Source organism: Streptomyces sp. PH10-H1, from assembly GCF_030063355.1.
GTDB lineage: Bacteria > Actinomycetota > Actinomycetes > Streptomycetales > Streptomycetaceae > Actinacidiphila.
Genome location: NZ_JASISZ010000030.1, coordinates 1 through 19,569, shown reverse-complemented (window position 1 = coordinate 19,569; position 19,569 = coordinate 1). Strand labels below are relative to the sequence as shown.

Annotated in this window: 13 protein-coding genes and 4 pseudogenes; 8 read left to right on the top strand and 9 right to left on the bottom strand. The window is 71.2% G+C overall.

Translation table 11 applies throughout. The annotated features are described in order from the left end of the window. The first annotated feature begins 159 nt into the window (after positions 1-159). The 4 genes from QMK24_RS19180 to meaB all read left to right on the top strand — a co-directional run bounded on the left by QMK24_RS19180 (position 160) and on the right by meaB (position 5,882). Positions 160-666, top strand: a complete 507-nt coding sequence (locus QMK24_RS19180) for a GNAT family N-acetyltransferase (protein ID WP_283467572.1) — start codon at positions 160-162, stop codon at positions 664-666. A 71-nt stretch (positions 667-737) separates the two neighbouring features. Then, positions 738-2,630: a methylmalonyl-CoA mutase family protein gene (locus tag QMK24_RS19175; protein WP_283467476.1), complete on the top strand. Its 1,893-nt coding sequence runs from the start codon at positions 738-740 to the stop codon at positions 2,628-2,630. Further along, positions 2,630-4,882, top strand: coding sequence for a methylmalonyl-CoA mutase (gene scpA, locus QMK24_RS19170; protein ID WP_283467474.1), 2,253 nt, complete (start codon positions 2,630-2,632; stop codon positions 4,880-4,882). Before QMK24_RS19175 ends, scpA begins: the two co-directional genes overlap by 1 nt. 4 nt (positions 4,883-4,886) lie before the next feature. After that, a complete protein-coding gene (meaB, locus tag QMK24_RS19165) occupies positions 4,887-5,882 on the top strand; it encodes a methylmalonyl Co-A mutase-associated GTPase MeaB (protein WP_283467472.1) in 996 nt (331 codons plus the stop codon). Between the two features lie 53 nt (positions 5,883-5,935). Here meaB and QMK24_RS19160 read toward each other — a convergent pair whose 3' ends face one another. The 6 genes and pseudogenes from QMK24_RS19160 to QMK24_RS19135 form a co-directional block, all read right to left on the bottom strand. Continuing rightward, positions 5,936-8,479: a galactose oxidase family protein gene (locus QMK24_RS19160; RefSeq protein WP_283467471.1), complete on the bottom strand. Its 2,544-nt coding sequence runs from the start codon at positions 8,477-8,479 to the stop codon at positions 5,936-5,938. Positions 8,480-8,617: 138 nt separating this feature from the next. Beyond that, positions 8,618-9,280, bottom strand: a complete 663-nt coding sequence (locus tag QMK24_RS19155) for a DUF6629 family protein (protein WP_283467470.1) — start codon at positions 9,278-9,280, stop codon at positions 8,618-8,620. A 110-nt stretch (positions 9,281-9,390) separates the two neighbouring features. Next, on the bottom strand, positions 9,391-10,056 hold the full coding sequence (locus tag QMK24_RS19150) for an NAD-dependent epimerase/dehydratase family protein (protein WP_283467468.1): 666 nt from the start codon (positions 10,054-10,056) through the stop codon (positions 9,391-9,393). A 120-nt stretch (positions 10,057-10,176) separates the two neighbouring features. Beyond that, positions 10,177-11,342 (bottom strand): annotated as a pseudogene (locus tag QMK24_RS19145) (NAD-dependent formate dehydrogenase). Between the two features lie 99 nt (positions 11,343-11,441). Beyond that, positions 11,442-12,393: pseudogene (locus tag QMK24_RS19140) on the bottom strand (LysR family transcriptional regulator). A gap of 162 nt (positions 12,394-12,555) precedes the next feature. Continuing rightward, complete coding sequence (locus tag QMK24_RS19135) at positions 12,556-13,707, bottom strand: epoxide hydrolase family protein (protein WP_283467466.1); 1,152 nt, start codon at positions 13,705-13,707, stop codon at positions 12,556-12,558. A gap of 62 nt (positions 13,708-13,769) precedes the next feature. On the opposite strand from QMK24_RS19135, the gene QMK24_RS19130 reads away from it, so the two are divergent. Beyond that, positions 13,770-14,735, top strand: a complete 966-nt coding sequence (locus tag QMK24_RS19130) for a helix-turn-helix transcriptional regulator (RefSeq protein WP_283467465.1) — start codon at positions 13,770-13,772, stop codon at positions 14,733-14,735. 64 nt (positions 14,736-14,799) lie between these two features. On the opposite strand, the gene QMK24_RS19125 is transcribed toward QMK24_RS19130, so the two are convergent. Further along, entirely contained in the window at positions 14,800-16,764 is a 1,965-nt protein-coding gene (locus QMK24_RS19125; RefSeq protein ID WP_283467463.1) for a sigma-70 family RNA polymerase sigma factor, read from the bottom strand. 422 nt (positions 16,765-17,186) lie between these two features. Here QMK24_RS19125 and QMK24_RS19120 point away from each other — a divergent pair, with 422 nt between their 5' ends. Continuing rightward, entirely contained in the window at positions 17,187-17,594 is a 408-nt protein-coding gene (locus tag QMK24_RS19120; protein WP_283467462.1) for a hypothetical protein, read from the top strand. A gap of 206 nt (positions 17,595-17,800) precedes the next feature. Here QMK24_RS19120 and QMK24_RS19115 read toward each other — a convergent pair. Beyond that, positions 17,801-18,406, bottom strand: a pseudogene (locus tag QMK24_RS19115) (ABC transporter substrate-binding protein); the annotation flags it as partial. A gap of 44 nt (positions 18,407-18,450) precedes the next feature. Between QMK24_RS19115 and QMK24_RS19110 the strand changes: the two are divergent. Beyond that, positions 18,451-18,585 (top strand): annotated as a pseudogene (locus tag QMK24_RS19110) (AAA family ATPase); the annotation flags it as partial. An 80-nt stretch (positions 18,586-18,665) separates the two neighbouring features. Here QMK24_RS19110 and QMK24_RS19105 read toward each other — a convergent pair. Continuing rightward, positions 18,666-19,283 (bottom strand): hypothetical protein, encoded by a 618-nt coding sequence (locus tag QMK24_RS19105; RefSeq protein WP_283467460.1) that lies wholly within the window; start codon positions 19,281-19,283, stop codon positions 18,666-18,668. A gap of 125 nt (positions 19,284-19,408) precedes the next feature. On the opposite strand from QMK24_RS19105, the gene QMK24_RS19100 reads away from it, so the two are divergent. Continuing rightward, positions 19,409-19,569: transposase domain-containing protein (locus QMK24_RS19100; RefSeq protein WP_349361996.1), on the top strand; the 161-nt coding region annotated here is incomplete at its 3' end.

The window sequence follows — 19,569 nt, the reverse complement described above, 5'->3', positions numbered from 1 at the left end:
CCACAGTCACGCGACGCCGCCGCGCACGATCACGGCGGCTACCGTGGGCGCCGTTGCTCCCCCGAAGGACGGTGGTCCCCCATGGCGGACGTTCCCTCAGCTCACGGCGCGGCTCGCGCGGCGGAACCGGCGCCCTCACCCGGGCTGCGGATCGGCATGATGCTCGCGGAGCACGCGGCCGAAGTGCTGGCGATCCACCAGGCCGGGATCGACGAGGGCAACGCCACGTTCGAGACGGAGGCGCCGCGGTGGCCGGCCTTCGACGCGGCACGGCTCACCGCGCACCGGATGGTCGCAGTCGACGGTCATGACGGTCGTGTCCTGGGGTGGGTGGCCGTCTCACCGGTGTCCAGTCGCCGGGTGTACGAAGGAGTGGTGGAGCACTCCGTCTACGTGGACCCCCGGGCGCGCGGGCGCGGGGTCGGCCGCGCCCTGCTCCATGCGCTGATCGCGTCCACCGAAGCGGCCGGCATCTGGACCGTCCAGTCCGGGATCTTCCCGGAGAACACGGCGAGCCTCCGGCTGCACGCCCACGCGGGCTTCCGCGTGATCGGCACCCGCGAGCGCGTCGCCCGGCAGCACGGCGTCTGGCGGGACGTCGTGCTGCTGGAACGTCGCAGCTCCGTCGTCGGACGACCCCTTGGCAGACCCCTGACAGACCGGTGACCTCGGAGAAGGAGGGCAAGGTCACAGCCGTGGGCCTGCCCTGCCTCTAGCGGCTGCCCTAGCCTTTCCCCATGACGGTCCTGCCTGATCACGGACTCCCTCTGGCCGACGAGTTCCCCGACGCGACCCGCGAGCAGTGGCAACGCCTTGTCGAAGGCGTCCTCCACAAAGCGGGCACAGCGGTCCCGGGTACCCCGGCCGAGGAAACGCTGTCCACCGAGCTCCAGGACGGGATCTCCATCCGTCCGCTGTACACCGCACAGGACAGCAGAGCGGATGCCGGCTATCCCGGCTTTCCCCCGTTCGTCCGTGCCGGGCGGCCGGAGGGCACCGCGGCCGCCGGGTGGGACGTACGCCAGCGGCACTCCCGGCCCGACCCCCGGCGCACGAACGAAGCCGTGCTCTCCGACCTGGAGAACGGCGTCACCTCGGTATGGCTCGTCGTCGGCGAGGGCGGGATTCCCGTGTCCGGGATCCCCGCGGCGCTCGAGGGCGTCTACCTCGACCTGGCGCCCATCGTGCTGGACGCCGGCGCCGATTTCGAGGCCGCCGCCAAGGAGTTGCTGCGGCACCACGCGACGAGCGGGGTGTCACCGCACGCGGCGCTCGGCAACCTCGGCGCGGACCCGCTGGGATACGCGGCCCGTTCCGGCCGGCACACCGACATCGAGGCGCACTCCGCGGCCGCCGCGGAGCTGGCCGCGCTGTGCGACCGGGACCACCCCCGGCTGCGGGCGATGACGGTCGACGCGCTGCCCTATCACGAGGCCGGCGCCTCGGCCGCGCAGGAGCTGGGCTGCTCCATCGCCACCGGAGTCGCGTATCTGCGGGACCTGACCGGCGCGGGACTGACCGTTGACGCGGCCTGCGCTCAGCTGGAGTTCCGGTACGCGGCCACCGCCGACCAGTTCCTGACCATCGCCACCCTGCGCGCGGCGCGGCGGCTGTGGGCCCGGGTGGCGCAGGCGAGCGGGGCGGCGTCAGCCGCGGGGGCGCAGCGACAGCACGCCGTGACCTCGCCGGTGATGATGACCCGGCGCGACCCGTGGGTGAACATGCTGCGCACCACCGTCGCGTGCGTGGCGGCGGGCGTGGGCGGCGCCGACACCGTCACCGTGCTGCCCTTCGACGACGCGCTCGGCCTGCCGGACGCCTTCGCCCGGCGGATCGCCCGCAACACCTCGTCGATCCTGATGGAGGAGTCGCATCTGGCCCGGGTCATCGACCCGGCGGGCGGCTCCTGGTACGTGGAGCAGCTCACGGACGAACTCTCCCACGCGGCGTGGGCCTGGTTCCAGGAGATCGAACGCGCCGGAGGACAGGCGGCGGCCCTGCGGTCCGGCCTGGTCGCCGAGCGGCTGAAGGACACGTGGGAGAAGCGGTCCGCGGACCTCGCGCACCGCCGCGAGCCGATCACGGGCGTCAGTGAGTTCCCGAATCTCGCCGAACCGCCGGTGGAGCGCGAGGCCGCGCCGGATCCGGGCGCCGACGGCGAGGGCGGGCTGCCGAAGGTCCGGCGCGACGACGCCTTCGAGATCCTCCGGGCCCGCTCCGACGCCCATCTGGCTGCCACCGGCGCCCGGCCGCGGGCATTCCTGGCCGCATTGGGCCCCGCCGCGGCGCACACCGCCCGCGCGAGCTTCGCCGCCAACCTCTTCCAGGCGGGCGGCATCGAGACCGTCCATGACCCGGTGACGGTCGACGCGGGATCGGCCGCCGAGGCGTTCGCGCGCAGCGGCGCCACGGTGGCGTGTCTGTGTTCCAGCGACAAGCTGTACGCCGAGCAGGCCGGGGAGGTCGCGGCGGCCCTGGTCGAGGCAGGCGCGCGGCGGGTGTTCCTCGCGGGCCGCCCGGGCGGGCAGCGGGAAGCGTATCTACGGGCCGGAGTCGACGAGTTCGTCTTCGCGGGCGGCGACGCGGTCGCCGTCCTCGCCTCCGTCCTTGACCGCATGGGAGTGGCGTGATGCAGGGCAGCACGGGGCAGCAGGGACCGATCCCGGATTTCGCGGACATCGGCCTGGAGCCGGAAGGTACGACCGCCGCGGGCACGTCCGGTGGCGGCGTCACCGGGGACCAGTGGCGGGCGGCCGTGCGGGAGAGCACCGGCAAGGACGACGACGACCTGGTGTGGCAGACACCGGAGGGCATCGGCGTCAAGCCGCTGTACACCTCCGACGACCTGACCGGTCTCGACTTCCTGGAGACCTACCCGGGCATCGCGCCGTATCTGCGCGGCCCGTACCCGACGATGTACGTCAACCAGCCGTGGACGATCCGCCAGTACGCCGGGTTCTCCACCGCCGAGGAGTCCAACGCCTTCTACCGGCGCAATCTGGCGGCCGGGCAGAAGGGGCTGTCCATCGCCTTCGACCTGCCCACCCACCGCGGTTACGACAGCGACCATCCGCGGGTCACGGGCGATGTCGGCATGGCGGGCGTGGCCATCGACTCCATCTACGACATGCGGCAGTTGTTCGACGGCATCCCGCTGGACCGGATGAGCGTGTCGATGACGATGAACGGTGCGGTACTGCCGGTCCTTGCCCTCTACATCGTCGCGGCCGAGGAGCAGGGTGTGCCCCCGGAGAAGCTGGCGGGGACCATCCAGAACGACATCCTCAAGGAGTTCATGGTCCGCAACACCTACATCTACCCGCCGCAGCCGTCGATGCGGGTGATCTCCGACATCTTCGCCTACACCTCGCAGAAGATGCCGCGCTACAACTCCATCTCCATCTCCGGCTACCACATCCAGGAGGCCGGGGCGACGGCCGACCTGGAACTGGCCTACACCCTGGCCGACGGTGTCGAGTACCTGCGGGCGGGGCTGGAGGTCGGGCTGGACGTGGACGCCTTCGCACCGCGGCTGTCGTTCTTCTGGGCGATCGGCATGAACTTCTTCATGGAGATCGCCAAGCTGCGCGCCGCCCGGCTGCTGTGGGCCAAGCTCGTCAAGGGTTTCGATCCAAAGAACCCCAAGTCGCTTTCGCTGCGCACCCATTCGCAGACCTCGGGCTGGTCGCTGACCGCGCAGGACGTGTTCAACAACGTTCCGCGCACCTGTGTCGAGGCCATGGCGGCCACCCAGGGGCACACCCAGTCGCTGCACACCAACGCCCTGGACGAGGCGCTGGCACTGCCCACCGACTTCTCCGCCCGTATCGCCCGCAACACCCAGCTGTTCCTGCAGCAGGAGTCGGGCACCTGCCGGGTGATCGACCCGTGGGGCGGCAGCGCGTACATCGAGCGGCTCACCCACGACCTCGCACGGCGCGCCTGGCAGCACATCGAGGAGGTCGAGGCGGCGGGCGGCATGGCCAAGGCCATCGACGCGGGCATCCCCAAGCTGCGTGTCGAGGAGGCCGCGGCCCGCACCCAGGCGCGCATCGACTCCGGGCGGCAGGCGCTGATCGGCGTCAACAAGTACCGCGTCGCGACCGACGAGAAGATCGATGTGCTCAAGGTCGACAACTCCTCCGTCCGCACCCAGCAGATCGAGAAACTGCGGCGGCTGCGCGAGGAGCGGGACGAGGCGGCCTGCCAGGACGCGCTGCGCGCGCTGACCGCGGCCGCCGGAGCCGGGAGCCGGCCCGGCGGCGGCATGGAGGGCAACCTGCTCGCGCTCGCGGTGAACGCGGCGCGCGCGAAGGCGACCGTCGGCGAGATCTCACTGGCCCTGGAAGAGGTCTACGGGCGGCACGTCGGCCAGATCCGTACCATCACCGGTGTGTACCGGGACGAGGCCGGAACGTCCCCCGGCGTGGAGCGCACCCGCAAGCTGGCGGAGGCGTTCGCCGAGGCCGAGGGCCGCCGCCCCCGCATCCTGGTCGCCAAGATGGGCCAGGACGGCCACGACCGCGGCCAGAAGGTGATCGCCACCGCATTCGCCGACCTCGGGTTCGACGTCGATGTCGGCGCGCTGTTCCAGACCCCGGCCGAGGTGGCCCGGCAGGCGGTCGAGGCCGATGTCCACATCGTGGGTGTCTCCTCACTCGCGGCCGGACACCTGACGCTGGTGCCGGCGCTGCGCGAGCAACTGGCCGAGGCGGGCCGGGAGGACATCACGATCGTCGTCGGCGGGGTCATCCCGCCGCAGGACATCGAGACCCTCCACCAGGCGGGCGCCGCCGCGGTCTTCCCGCCCGGCACCGTCATCCCGGACGCCGCCTACGATCTGCTGAACACCCTCGCCACCACTCTCGGCCACGAGTTGTGAGCCGATGGCACCCACGATCGACATCGACAGCTACACCAAGGGCGTCCTCGACGGATCCCGCTCGCACATCGCCCGGGCGATCACCCTCGTGGAGTCCACCCGCGCCACCCACCGCGAGCTGGCCCAGCGGCTGCTGACCGAGCTGCTGCCGCACTCGGGCACGGCCCGCCGGGTCGGCATCAGCGGAGTGCCCGGCGTGGGCAAGTCCACGTTCATCGACGCACTCGGCACCCTGCTCACCGGTCTCGGCCACCGGGTCGCCGTCCTGGCCGTCGATCCGTCCTCCACCCGGACCGGCGGCTCCATTCTGGGCGACAAGACCCGTATGGAACGGCTGGCGGCGGACCCCGCGGCCTTCATCCGGCCCTCCCCCACCTCCGGCACGCTGGGCGGCGTGACCCGCGCCACCCGCGAGTCGATCATCGTGATGGAGGCGGCGGGCTACGACGTGGTTCTCGTCGAGACCGTCGGCGTCGGCCAGTCCGAGATCTCGGTGGCCAACATGGTCGACTCCTTCCTGCTGCTCACTTTGGCCCGCACCGGGGACCAGTTGCAGGGCATCAAGAAGGGCGTCCTGGAACTCGCCGACATCGTGGCCGTCAACAAGGCCGACGGTCCGCACGAGCGCGAGGCCGCGTCGGCAGCCCGGGAACTGGCCGGCGCGCTGCGGCTGTTGCAGCCCCTGGACGCCGGCTGGACACCGCCCGTGCTGACCTGCAGCGCGCGCGAGAACAGCGGGCTCGACGCCGTCTGGGAACGTCTCGAACAGCACCGGCGCGTGCTGCAGACCAATGGCCGGCTGGAGGCGAAGCGGCGCGATCAGCAGATCGACTGGACCTGGTCCATGGTCCGTGACCAGCTCCTGGCCCGGATGCGCGAGCACCCCGACGTCCGCGGCCTCGCCCCCGCCCTGGAGCGGCAGGTCCGCGACGGCACACTCACCGCGACCCTGGCCGCCGAGCGCCTGCTCGCCGCCTTCCAGCCGACCGGTACCGGCTGACCCTCCGGGAGGCGACGTGCTCGCGCGCGCCGCACTCCCGGGCCGCCTCCTCGTCAGCCGAGCGTGATCGTTCTGGCGATGCTGGGCACTCCTGCGGCGTCGAGGGCGAAGAGCAGGTAGTTGCCGGGAGTCGCCACCCCGGGGTCGGTCGGGATTGTCAACTCGTAGACCCCGGCGGATATCTGACGGGACACCAGGGGAACCCGCCGCTGGTCGTTGTCCGTGGAGTGGGTGGCCGCTCCGGTGCGGACGAGGGAGAATGCGGTGACCGGCTTGCTCGTCGTGACCGTCAGCTTGGCGCCGTACGCCGCCGACGCGGGCGGGGTACTCGTAATGGCCGGACGCGGCTTCTCGGTGCCGTCGGCGTTCAGCAGGTAGGGCGGGGTGAAGATCGCTCCGTCGAAGTGATTGGTGGCGCAGTCGCCGCACAGTCCGCCGCCGCCGGAGAATATTCGGCCGTCCGGCAGCAGGTTCGCGACGCTGTGGTAGTTGCGCGGCACGGCCATGGTGGCCAGCGGGGTGAACGCGCCGGTGGCCGGGTTCCAGATCTCCGGTGTCATGGCCGAGGTGGCGTCGCTGAACGGCACGGGGAGGGACTGGCCGCCGAAGACGGCCACCTTGCCGTCCGGCATGACGACACTGTTGCTGAAGGCGCGCGCGAAGGTCATGTCCCCGGTGCGGGTACTGATGGGCTGGGGACCCTTGTTGAGGTCGATGGTGTAGGCGCGCCTGGTGGCGTTGACGTTCTGGTACGCGGTGCCGCCACCGAGGGTGAGCAGCTTGCCGATGTCGTAGGCGACGGCGTTGCCGTTCATCGCGTCCGGGCTGTCGGAGCGGACCCCGGCCGGTGTGATGGCGCCGTCACCGGTGGTGCTGATCCAGTTGAGCTGCTTGCTGGGCCCGAACTGGAGCACCCGGCCGTTGGACGTGCCGTAGAGCCACTGGTGGTTGTCGGCCCGGTAGGGCCCGGCGGGATCCGCGGTCATGGTGGTCGTGACCGGTACGCCCGACAGCTTGCGCCAGGTGCCGGTCGCCGCGGACCACACCTCGCCGTCCTTGCCTCCCTGGCCGCCGCTCCAGGATCCGCCGAGGACGAACGCGTCGCCGTTGGAGAGCAGCGTCATGGCCTGGTAGCCGCGGGGTATGTTCATGTCCGCGGTGGCGGACCAGGCGTCGGTGCGCGGATCGTAGATGCTGGCACGGGCGGCGTTGCTGCCGCCGGTGACCAGGACCCGGCCGTCGGCGAGCATCGCTATGCCGGGGCAGAACATGTCGTGACCGGTGTTGTCGACGCGCCGCTGGGTGACCTGGCCGGTGGTGAGATCCATGATGGCGGTCTGGGTGTATCCGTTGCTGCCGCCGAACCGGTCGGTGGCATACGCCGACCAGGCCAGGAGCTTGTTGTTCGGCAGCAGCGCGGTGGCCACCGGCACGAGCGGGAAGCCGGTGACCCGGCCCCAGGAGCCGGCCGCGGCGGGATTGGCGGGGCCGCTGAGCCGGATCTCGGCGGCGGAGGACCACGGGCCGCGCCCACCCGCCTCGCTGGTGGCGGTGAGCCGCACGAACCGTGCCGTGACCGCCGCCGTGAAGCTGGCGCTCTTGACCGTGCCGTCGTCCTTCCACGTTCCGGTGGCCACCGGAGCGCCGAAGGTGATCCCGTCGAGGCTGGTGGCGACGGCATAGGCGCCGATACGGCCGTTGACCCCGGAGGCGCGGGGCTGGTAGCTGATCGCGGACACCATCTGGGTGCGGTGCATGTCCAGGGTGATGGAGTGCGGCAGCGCGGCAGGGGTGCCGGACCACTTGCTGTGCCACAACGTGTCGGCGTTGCCGTCCAGGACGTTGGCGGCCCGGTTGTCCTGGGCGGCGGTCTCCTCGTCGCTGGCCGCGGCGGTCCAGCCCGTCACCGGCAGTTCGACGACGGAGGCGGGCAGGCCCGGGTCGCCCAGCAGGTTGATCTCGGCGGCCGACGTCCACGGACCGCGGTGCCCGGCCTCGGTGGTGGCGGTCAGCCGGACGAACCGGGTTCCCTGGGCGGCGAAGTTCAGCGTCTTGATGGTGCTGTCGTCGGGGAGCGTGCCGGTGGCGACCGGCGGTGTCCACGTCTGCCCGTCCGCGCTCAGGGCGATGGCGTAGACGCCGACCCTGCCGTTGGCGCCCGCGGCGCGCGGCCGGTAGACGAGTGCGGACACCACGGTGGTGCGGTGCATGTCGATGGTGAGGCTGTGCGGCAGCGGGGTGGCGGGCGCCGACCACTTGCTGTGCCAGAGCGTGTTGGCGTCCCCGTCCAGGACGTTGGCGGCGCGGTTGTCCTGGGCGGCCGTCTCCTCGTCGCTCGCGGAGGCGGTCCAGCCGGTCCGGGACAGGACCGGCGCGATCGGCACCATCGCGGACGCGGGCGCCACACCGTGGTGCGGAGCGGGTGGCGGCGCGGTGCCGCCCACCATGGGCACCGCTCTGCGGGTGTCCGCGGCGGCGGGACCACCCGCTCCCGCGAGCGGAACGAAGGCGGCGACCGCCGCGGCGAGAGCGATCAGGACGAGACCCCGCGACCGCAGCCGGAGCAACCACTGCAGATGAGACGAGAAAGACAGCACAACATCCCCCAGAGACGTCGGTTGCGCCGCACCCCCAAGTACGGCGCCCCCCGAGCACACCAACGAATGCATGACCCTGCCATGCGAAGCCGCAACCGTAAAGGGGCGAATCCGGCCTACGCGCCCACGGGCGCCGCGTCAGTGACGGTTCGTCGGACGATCCACCCGACACATACCGTCCGGCGGGGGACCCGTGGGGCGCCGCCGTACCCAGGCGTACAGGACGACGGACGCGACGGCGGCGAAGGCGCAACCGGTGGAGATGAACTCCAGCCGCCACAGCGCCGAGCAGATCACCGACCCGGCCGCGACGAGCACTCCGAGCAGCCACAGCAGCGGTTCACCGCTGAGCAGCAGGGAGCCGATGGTGGCGAGGAGATATCCCGCAATGATCAGCGGCGAGTGCGGCAGGCCGAGTCCGTAGCCGACGGTGTGGCCCCGGACGGCGGCCGTCACGGGCCCGGTGACAAGGGCGTACGCGAGGGTCGCGGCGGTGGCGAGCCCGGCAGCGGCAGGGACCAGCAGCCGGAGCCGGGCGCGCGCCGGTGCGGCGAGCAGCACCGCGAGCGGCACCCACACCGGCAGCAGCGGAAGAGCGATGACGGCCCAGGCCGTGGTGGTCGGGCCCGCGCCGCCGCCGGACCGCCAGACGACGGACTCGATGATCTGGTGGGCACCGAGGAGCAGCGGCAGCGCGGCGAGCAGCAGATCGCGGACCCTGCTGACTCGCGTCACGCACGCCATTCCGATCGCGGCGATGCCGGCACCCGCCGCGAGGTCGGCTGTCGCGCTCCAGCACATGGCGTCGCCCAGGGATCGGAGGAGAGTGGATCATCGCCCACCGCTCGCAACCGTACGACCAGGACGGCGGTTTCCGCTGGTGACACCGCTGTCCCGGGACCGGAATCGGGTCAGGCACCCAGACGGTTGATCTCCCGGCTGTAGAGGATACGCTCGCCGTTGCCTTGCAGGTCCACCACGGCGAGCATGGCGCGCCCCAGATGTTCGGTGGTCGTGGTGTACCCGGGCGCCAGCCGCCGCAGGACCGGGTAGAGCCAGGACGTCAGCGCGTACGACAACCGGTACCAGCGGGTCCTGGACCTCGCTCCGTGCCGGGGCTGGATGTAGCCGGGACGGAACATGTACGCGTGGAAGCCCAGGGCGAGCAGGTCGTTCTCCGTCCGGCCCTTCACCCGGGCCCACAGCGAACGCCCCTGCTCGGTGCTGTCGGTGCCCTCCCCCGAGACGTAGGCGAAGGTCAGGGACGGGTTGTGCGCGAAGAGCGACCGCGCCCCGGCGAGAGTGTAGTCGTGGGTGACGCGCCGGTACTCCTCCTCGCTCCGGCCGGCCGCCGAGACGCCCAGGCAGAAGAAGCACGCGTCAAGACCGGCGAACTCGTCCTCGATCGCGGAGAAGTCGGTGAAGTCCCGGTGGATCACTTCCCGGATCTTCGGGTGACTGCGGCCGAGCGGTGCACGGCTCACCAGCAGCACACTCTCCACCCGGTCATCCACTACGCACTCGCGCAGGACCCCCTGGCCGACCATGCCGGATGCACCAAAGATGATCACTTTCACGTGCTCGACTGTACGCGATCCTCCTGCGCGGTCCTCGTGCGCGATCCGGTGTCGTGACCGGCCTCCGCCCACCCCTCGTGCTGCGAGGTGGGCGGAGGCCGGTGGTGTCGGGCCGCGGGGTCAGGAGGCGGCGGCAGTGGTGGAGTACGAGTGCGCTCCGGTTCCGGCCAGCGCGCCCTTGTCGACGATGAGGTACTCGTCGCGGATGGGCGCGTCGGCGAACCAGGACTCGAGGATTTCCCGGGTCCCGGCGGCGTAGCGGGCCTGGGCGGAGAGGGAGGAGCCGGAGATTTGCGGGGTCATGCCGTGGTGGGGCATGGTGCGCCAGGGGTGGTCGGGTCCCGGCGGGCTGCGGGAACCAGACATCGCCGGCGTAGCCCGCGAGCTGTCCGCTGCGCAGGGTCGACGGCCTCCCGGTCGCAGATCCTGGCCCGGGCGGTGTTGATCAGATAGGCGCCGCGCTTCATGCCGGCGATCAGCTTGTCGTCGAAGAGCCCCTCGGTCTGCGGGTGCAGGGGTGCGTTGATGGTGATGACGTCGCAGTGCGGGGCCATGTCGGCGGCGCTGGGGTGGAAGGTGAGACCGAGCTCCCGCTCGACGGAGTCCGGGAGCCGGTGGCGGTCGGTGTAGTGCAGGCGCACGTCGAACGGAGCCAGCCGGCGCAGCACCGCCAGGCCGATGCGACCGGCGGCGACCGTGCCGACGTGCATGCCCTCCAGGTCGTAGGAGCGGGCCACGCAGTCGGCGATGTTCCATCCGCCGTTGAGGACCCACTGATGGGAGGGCAGACAGTTACGGACGAGCGACAGCGTCATCATGACGACGTGCTCGGCCACGCTGATGCTGTTGGAGTAGGTGACCTCGGCGACGGTGATGCCGTGCGCGATGGCGGCGTCGAGGTCGACGTGGTCGGAGCCGATGCCCGCGGTGACCGCCAGTTTCAGGTTCTTCGCCCGGGCGATACGTTCTGCGGTCAGGTACGCGGGCCAGAACGGCTGGGAGATGACGATGTCGGCGTCGGGGAGTTCCCGGTCGAACACCGAGCCGTCGCGGTCCTTGTCGGAGGTCACCACGAGGGTGTGGCCGCGGCTCTCCAGGAAGTGGCGCAGGCCGAGTTCGCCGGAGACGCTCCCGAGGAGATGGCCGCGGGTGACGTCCGTGCCCTGCGGCGTGGGAGTGGTCTGGCCGCCGGGGTAGTGGTCGATGCGCGGGAGGTCTTCGCGGGCGTACGAGGTGGGGTATCCGTCGATCGGGTCGTCGTACAGCACGCACAGAACCTGGGCTATGACTGCGGCTCCTCATCCGGTACGGGAAGATGACTTCACCGTCCTCGCGGGCGCCCCCCAGGGTCAAAGCGAACCTCGCTATGCCGGGATAGGAGCGGCCTATCGACCGCCCCCGGCCTGCGTGGACGGGCCGAGGTAGGCGTCCAGCAGGTGGTCGAGCGCGTCGCGCACCCCTGCCCCTCTCGCCACGTCGAGCAGAGCCCGCGCCAGCATGGGCTCCGGGCTGCGGTCGGCCAGCACCAGTCCGACCCGGGGGCCGTGCGCGGGGCTCTGCAGGGGGACGACGCGCATGCCCTCCGGGACGCCGAACATGTGCAGCCAGGCATGGGAGATGACGCTGGACCACCGGCGGCTCGCGAGATGAGCGTACAGGCCCGCGACGGTGTCGGTCTCGATCGCGGGGGGGGGCCGTGACGCCCTCGGCGGCGAAGTACTCGTCCATGATCCGCCGGTTGCGCATCCGGGGCGACAACAGGCACAGCGGCACGCCGGCGATCTGTGCCCAGCGCGCCACCGGCCCGCCCGCCAGTTCGCCGTCCTGCGGCGTGAGCAGCAGATAGCGCTCCTCGTGCAGCGGGATCCTGCGTACGTTGCGCAGGCTCTCGTCGTCCAGATAGGTCAGCGCGATGTCGAGTTCGAACGCCTCCAGCCGCCGGCCGATGCTCTGCGACGACAGGGACTCGAGCGAGACGCGGGCCCGCGGATGCCGTTCGCAGAATGGTGTCGTCAGCAGGGAGGCCGCGGTGAGCGCGGTGGGAATGGCGCCCAGCCGCAGCGTCCCGGTGAGCCCGCCGCGCATCGCCGACAGCTCCTGGCTCAGTGCGTCCCGCTCGGCCAGGATCCGGTGTGCCCAGACCAGCACCCTCTCTCCTTCGGGGGTGAGGCCCTCGAAGCGATGGCCGCGCCGCACGATGGGGACGTCCAGCTCGTGCTCCAGCCTGCGGATCCCGGCGGACAGCGACGGCTGCGATACGTAGCAGGAGGCCGCGGCCCGGGCGAAGTGCCGTTCCCGGGCGAGGGCCACCAGATACTCCAATTGGCGCAACAGCATGCGGTCATGCTGCTCCGCCGTCCCCGGCCCCATGTCGGGCGGGGTCCCTTTCGGCGCTGGGCCCGTCCGGGCGGCCCCGTTGTACAGCCTGCGACCGCGACCGGCCGGCCACCTGGCACGCACCACCCGGACATCCCGCGGGTGGCGCGCGCCGGCGACGGGTCAGTCGAGGGTGGCGAAGAAGGCCTTGACGTCACCGGCGAAGAGTTCGGGCTGCTCCAGGGAGAGGAAGTTGCCGCCGCGCTCCAGCTCCGACCAGTAGGTGATGTTGTTCTCGCGCTCGGCGAAGCGGCGGATCGCGATGTCCGTGGAGAGGGCGACGGCGACGCCGGTGGGAACGGTGCCGCGATCCTTGGGAGTCCAGGCCGTCGCATCGTGGGAGGACTCGTAGTAGAGGTTCGCGGAGGAGCCGGCCGTTCCCGTGAACCAGTACACACTGATGTTGGTGAGCAGGTGGTCGAGTCCCACCGCGTCCTCGGGAAGCGCCGCCTCGGCGTCCGTCCACTCCTTGAACTTCTCCACGATCCAGGCGAGTTGGCCGACGGGCGAGTCGTGCAGGCCGTGGGCGACGGTGTGCGGGCGGGTCGACTGCAAGATGTTGAAGCCCATCATGTCGTCCCGGAAGTTCTGCAGCCGCGCCAGCCGCTCCTGCTCGGCCTCGGTGAGGCCGGCGAAGTCCGCAGGGTCCTCCGAGGGGAAGGTGATGAAGCCGTTGACGTGTACGCCGACGACCTGGTCCGGGGCCTGCCGGGCCATCTCGGTGGCGATCCAGCTGCCTCCGCCGCCGCCCTGGACGCCGTACCGCTCGTAACCGAGCCGGGCCATCAGCTCGTTGTACGCGGCGGCGATCCGGCCGGTGGTCCAGCCGGTGCTGCTGAGCGGGCCGGAGAAGCCGACGCCGGGGGTGGAGACGACGATGACGTGGAAGTCCTTCGCGAGCGGGCCGATGGCTTCGCTGTACTGCGTGAAGGACCCCGGCCAGTCGTGTATCAGGACCAGCGGGAGAGCCCGCGGGTTCTGGGAACGCACGTGCAGGAAGTGGATCGTCTGGCCGTCGATGTCAGTGAGGAACTGCGGGAATTCATTGAGCCCCGCCTCGGCCTTCCGCCAGTCGTATCCGTCGGCCCAGTACGTGGCGAGGCCCTTGAGGTAGTCGACCGGCACTCCGCGGGTCCAGCCCGTGCCGGGGACGTCGGTGCCCCAGCGGGTGCGGTGGAGGCGGTCGCGCAGATCGTCCAGATCCGCCTCCGGGATCTCGATACGGAAGGGGCGGATCTCGGCCTGGACGCTGCTGGTGTTCTCGCTCTTCTTCATGACCTCAGAGTAGGCTGGCACTAGGAAAGTCTGCTTCCTAATTAAGGAGAAGACTCGCTCCCATGCTGGAAACCTCCGCACGTCTGCTGCGACTCCTGTCCCTGCTCCAGATGCCCCGCGAATGGCCCGGCTCCGAACTGGCCGAACGGCTGGGGGTGAGCGGCCGCACCGTGCGCAACGACATCGACAGACTGCGGGAGCTGGGCTATCCCGTCGACGCCTCGCGTGGGGCCGCCGGCGGCTACCGGCTGGCCGCCGGGACCGCGATGCCGCCGCTGCTGCTGGAGGACGACGAAGCCGTGGCGGTCACCATCGCCCTGCGCACGGTGGCCCAGGGCGCCATGGCCGGTATGGAGGAGACCTCGTTCCGGGCGCTGGCCAAACTGGAGCAGGTACTTCCGTCACGACTGCGCCGCCGGGTCCGGGCCCTGCAGGCGTACACCGTGCCCGTACCCGCCGACCGGCCCCAGCCGGCCGTGGACACCGAGCTGTTGACCACCCTCGCCTCCATCTGCCGTGACCACGAGCGCTTGCGCTTCGACTACCGGGACCACAGCGGCTCCGCCACCCGGCGGATCGCGGAACCCCACCGGCTCGTGAACTGGGGCCGCCGGTGGTACCTGGTGGCATGGGACGTGGAGCGCGACGACTGGCGGATCTTCCGGGTCGACCGGATCGAGCCGCGGCTGCCGGCCGGACCGCGCTTCACCCCACGCGAGCTGCCCGGTGGCGACGCGGCGGCCTATGTCTCCCAGCGGGTCTCGGCCGCGTCATGGCGCTACCGGTCGCGGGTGACCGTGCATGCCCCGGCCGGCGCGGTGCTCGAACGGATCAACCCGGCGGTGGGCGTGGTGGAGGCGGTCGACGCGAACAGCTGCGTTCTGGACACGGGCGCCGACTCGGTCGAGACGCTGGGCGTCCATCTGGGCATGCTGGGCTACGACTTCGACGTCACCGGCCCGCCGGAACTCCTGGCCCATCTGCGCGAACTGGCCGGCCGCTACGCCCGGTCCGCTCCGCCCGGCTGAACCGGCCGGGCGGCTGACGGTGTCGGGGCTGGGCTGGGGCTGGGCGCCCGGTCTTCAACGGTCGTCAATGGGCGTCGCGGAACGCCCTGCCCGCTTCGGTCGCGACCGCGCCGCTGCGGAAGAGTCCGCTGCTCGGCCCGGTGTCCAGGGCGGAGAGGCCGAACCAGGCGTAACGCTGCAGGAAGGGGAGGGCCGCGAGCATGGCGGTGGAGGCGGTGACGAAGGAGGCCTGTTGCTGCGGGGTGGGGAAGCGGGTGCCCTGCGAGAAATCGATCAGCGCGTACTCCGTCAGCCAGATCGGCTTGTGGTAGCGGTCGTGGACGGCCTGCAGATAGGACTTCAGCTGACTGACGGCGCTGGGGGTGCTGAAGTCGCCGCCGTACCAGTGCAGTGCGATGAAATCGACGCGGTAGCCGCGCGTGGCGGCTCCGGACATGAAGCGGTCGAGCCAGCCTCCGGGCGTGTCACCGCCGTAGGCCACTGCCGGGCTGCCGAGCGTCCGGCCGGCCGATATGAGCTTCGGCCACAGGGACAGGGTCTGGTCCACGGTCATGTTGGACTGGGCGGCCATGTCGGGTTCGTTGAATCCGAGCAGATAGGGGCCGTTGGCGCGGGCCTGGGACAGGGCGGTGTCGGTGACGGAGGCGGCGCCCCAGATCATCGGGACGAAGCCGGCCGCGCCGGAGCCGGCGATCCCCTGGTGCTGCGTGGACCAGGTGTAGTACCAACTCGCCCTTGACTGGGTCAGCGCCTGGTCCACGCCGGGAAACGTCCACACGCCCACCCCCTTCTTCGCCGAGGGCGCCGCCGGGACGGTGACCGCCGGGGCCGGAAGCCGGGACGGGGAACCCGGCCGGGCGGCGGTCGGGGTGATGCGGGAGGGCGTGGCGGTCGTGGGCGGTACGACGGAGGGCGGCGCGGCCGATGGGGTGACGGGGGCCGCGGTGGAGACTCGCGGTCCGGGGCTCGCGTCGGCGGCGAGTGGACCCGCAGGACGCGCGGTCAGATGAGCGGCGACCAGCGCACTCGCGACGATGACCGCCGCGGCCGCGAGTGCCGCCGCGCCCGCCACCGGAGGACGCCGGAACGCCGACCGCAGTCCGCGCGGCCGCCGCGGGTGCGCGGCGTGCGATCTCCCGGGCGCGGCGCCCTGTCCGGTGGCGTGCGCAACAGCCGTATGGGGAAGAACGGCGTGGGCAATGGCGGCGTTCGGGGACACGGCCCGGAGGACATGCGCGCCCAGGCCGGCCGGTGGCACCAGCAGCGGCAGTCCGCCCAGCAGCCGGTTCATGGGCAGCAGCTCGCCGACCTGTCCCCCGCAGGCGGCGCAGCCGCGCACATGACGGGCGAGGCGCTTGCGCCACAGCGGGCTCGGCGTGCCGTCCCAGCCGCGGGTGAGGGCGCCCAGCGCGGCGCAACCGCCCGCATGGCCCGTGTGGTTGAGGGCGCGCACTACCATGCGGGCCGACTCCATCTGTTCCTTCATCCGCTGGACGCGCACCGCGGCATGGCTTCCTGACAGGCCCAGGGCGCCGCTCAGTTCGGCCCGGTCGAGTTCGCCCGTCTGCTCCAGCCACCACAGGGCGAGGAGCGCCTGGTCGTCTCCGTCGAGCCACCGGGTCGCCTCGGCGACCTCGCGGCGCTGGTCGGTGAGACGGAGCCGCAGGATCGTGACCGCCGCGAAGTCGGATCCCGGGTCGGGCAGTTGCTCCGCCGTCTCCAGGTCGGCGCGGTGGTGCCGGGCAGCCCGCTGGTACTGCTCCCGGTCGCGCACCTGGTGCACTGCGATGGCGACCATCCAGGACCGGAAGGACCCCGGATCCCGCAGGCCGGGCAGCCCGCGCACGATCCGCAACAGCGTCTCCTGGACCACGTCGTCGACATCGCTGTGCCCGTCGAGCGCCCGTCCGACGATGTTGTAGACGAGTGGGACGCACTGGGCCAGCAGTGCGTCCAGCGCCCGCTGGTCGCCGCCACGGGCCGCGATCACCGTGCCGGTGTCCGGTCCGCTCCGGTAGGTTTCTCGCATCGCGCTTCGCTCCCTGCCGTTCGCCCGTGATCCCGTCCCCCGTGCGCCGTCCGGCGGGGCTCGGCACCTGCCTGCCGATAAGGAGACTCCCGCACGGCATCCGGACAACAGAAAAACGTCAGGCTTTTCCGGACTCTCCTTCTCGCCGGGCATTCCATCACCCGGCGACCCGACGAGGGAAGGCCCGTTCGGCCGTTCAGACGTCGGCCGTCCGGACCTGCGGCACACGCCGCGCGCCCGGAAGGGTCGGTTCACAGGTCGATGGCCTCGCCCCTCCCTCGCGAATCAGCCATTCCCCGCGGGTGCGGGGCCGGATGTCCCGTTCTGGCCCACCCGGGGCCGGGGCTCGAGTACTGCTTGAGGTGCGCGCTGCGAGAGTGGTGAGGGCAGTTCGCCGTGCCCCTCGGGGAGGAGTCCCGCACATGCCCCAGCGGATGATGATGAGGCGCCCGATGGTCGCCACGCTGTCGCTGCTCCTGGCCGTCCCCGTCTTTGCCGCCTGCGACGGCATGGACAAGGCACTCGACTGCGCCAAGGTCGCGACCAGGATCGCCGGCGATGTGCAGGACCTGCAGTCGGCGGCCACCAACATCGGCCAGCTGTCGGAGAAGAGCCGCCGCCAGGACACCTCCGCGTCCCTGGCGAAGATCGAGAAGGACCTCCGGGAGGTCGGCGGCAACACCGTTCATGTGGACGTCCGCAGGGCCGTGGACGATCTGTCCACCGCGCTCGTTCACGCCAGGGACCGTGCCAGGGACGGCAGGGGCCCGGACGTCGCACCGCTCGCGGACGCGGCGGGTCGGCTGTCCATCGCCTGCACCACGGGATAGCGCCGGCGCCCGCCCTCGCCCCCTCCGACACCGTTCAGGCGGCCGCCTCGGCGAGGAGCTCGTCGCCGACGAGCCAGGTCACCACGGTCCCCGCCCGGCTGGGCAGTTCGCGGCGGTCCTCCGCGTGCGGGATCTCGATCCACACCTTGGCCGGGAGGCCGGGCCGGTGTCGTCGTGGAGGCCGAAGAACCGGAACGGCGCGGCGCTCATGCGACCTTCGCCGCCTTCTCGACGGCGGCGGCCAGGCGCTCGATCAGCGGGGCGCAGCCGGCGTAGGAGAAGCGCGGTTCGCTGGCCCAGGGGGTGATCTGGCCGGCCTTGACGGCCGGGAGCCGGGCCCAGGTGGGCTTAGCCGCCAGGTCCTTCGGCTGAAGCGCGGCGGTGCGGTCGTCGAGCAGGATCAGATCGGCGGGGTACTTGCCGGCGTTCTCCCAGCTGAGGTTCTCGAAGAAGCCGCTGGTGACCTTCTCCGGGGTGATGAGGTCCAGGCCGAAGGACCGGAAGCAACTGGGGTCGGTGTAGATGCCGGGGGTGGAGACGTAGAACAGGTCGGCGCTGGCGGAGGCCGCGAGGACCTTGAGGCCGCCCTTGCCCTTGGCGGCACGGCGGAGGGTCTCGGAGGCCTTCTCGAAGCGGGCCTTGGCATCGGTGACCTTGGCGGCCTTCAGGTCGGCGCCGAGGGAGGCGGCGAGTTCGGCGTAGCGCCGGATCGGCTCGGTGAGCGGGACGCTTGCGGTGGTGAGGGCGACGCTGGGGGCGAGGGAGAGGATCTCCTTCTTGCTGTCGTCCGGCACGTACCACAGGGCGTCGGGCCCACCGTCCCGGAGACCCGCGGCTCACCGCCGAGGGCCTCACAATCGCCTACGACCAGCGCGTCATCACCGAGAACCTCTCGGTCGTCATTCCCGACCAGTCCTTCACGGTCATCATCGGGCCCAACGCCTGCGGCAAGTCCACCCTGCTGCGCGCGCTGTCGCGGCCCTGTACTCCCGAAGCTGCCGCGAAGTGACAAGTAGCTCTGCGTAATCGATGGTCTGCCGACGCCGCTCGTGGCTGCAGCGTCGTGGTTCGTCAGATGCGGTAGGCACCAGGCGGTACCCCGTTAGCGGTTCCGTACGGGGTGAGGGCCAGTACCCCTGTTCCGCGCATCGGGAGGTCGGAGTGGACGGCCAGGGGGCTGAGGCCGATGGCCTGGGCGAGGGCCGGAGCCATATCGAACACGGCCCACTTCCAATCGTCTTCCTCGCCTTCCGATGCCTGGGCCGCGTCCCATTCGGGACACAGTCCCAGTTGGACGCGGCGGTCCCGCTCGTACGGCAGGGGGTCGCCGATGGTCAGCAGGTGGTCATCGCCGTCACCGGTCTCGCTGCAGCGACGGATGACGACACCATTCTCGGCGACGACCCACGCGGATCCGTCTCCTTGGGCGCCGTAGTAGTACGCCTGTGCCTGGCTGTAACGGGTGCTGAGCCCCTCGCAGGCCCGGAGTACTTCGTCGGCGCGTTCATTGTCGATCGGGTCACACCACCGGCCGGCCACGAAGGTCCAGCCGTCGAGCTCGGGGCTGACGAATACCCGAGCGAAGCACCCGGGGCCATCTGTCGGGCCATCATGGCTGTCGGCGTTAACGACATCGTTGGCCAGCGCGAAGGTGACTGGCCGCGGCTGGGTCAGGCCGAGGAGATCCATGATTCCCTGCTGATCTCCGGTAGGGACCGCCATCCAGTGGATCCAGCAGCCCGACAGCGGCTCGGGGCGGTCGCCGAGAAGCTTGATACGGATCCAATGCCGTTAGGTTAACCTGCTCCTTCATCGTGTATGACGGATGTTCAGGGGCGGTTGTGGGGCCTGAGTTGCGTGCTGTGGTGAATGTTGGGCTGCTGGCCCGGGTGTATCCGGCGGGGCTGGTGGACGAGGTGCTGGAGGCGTGCGGGCGGGTGGAGCGGCGGTCTCGGCTGCTGCCGGCTCGGCTGAT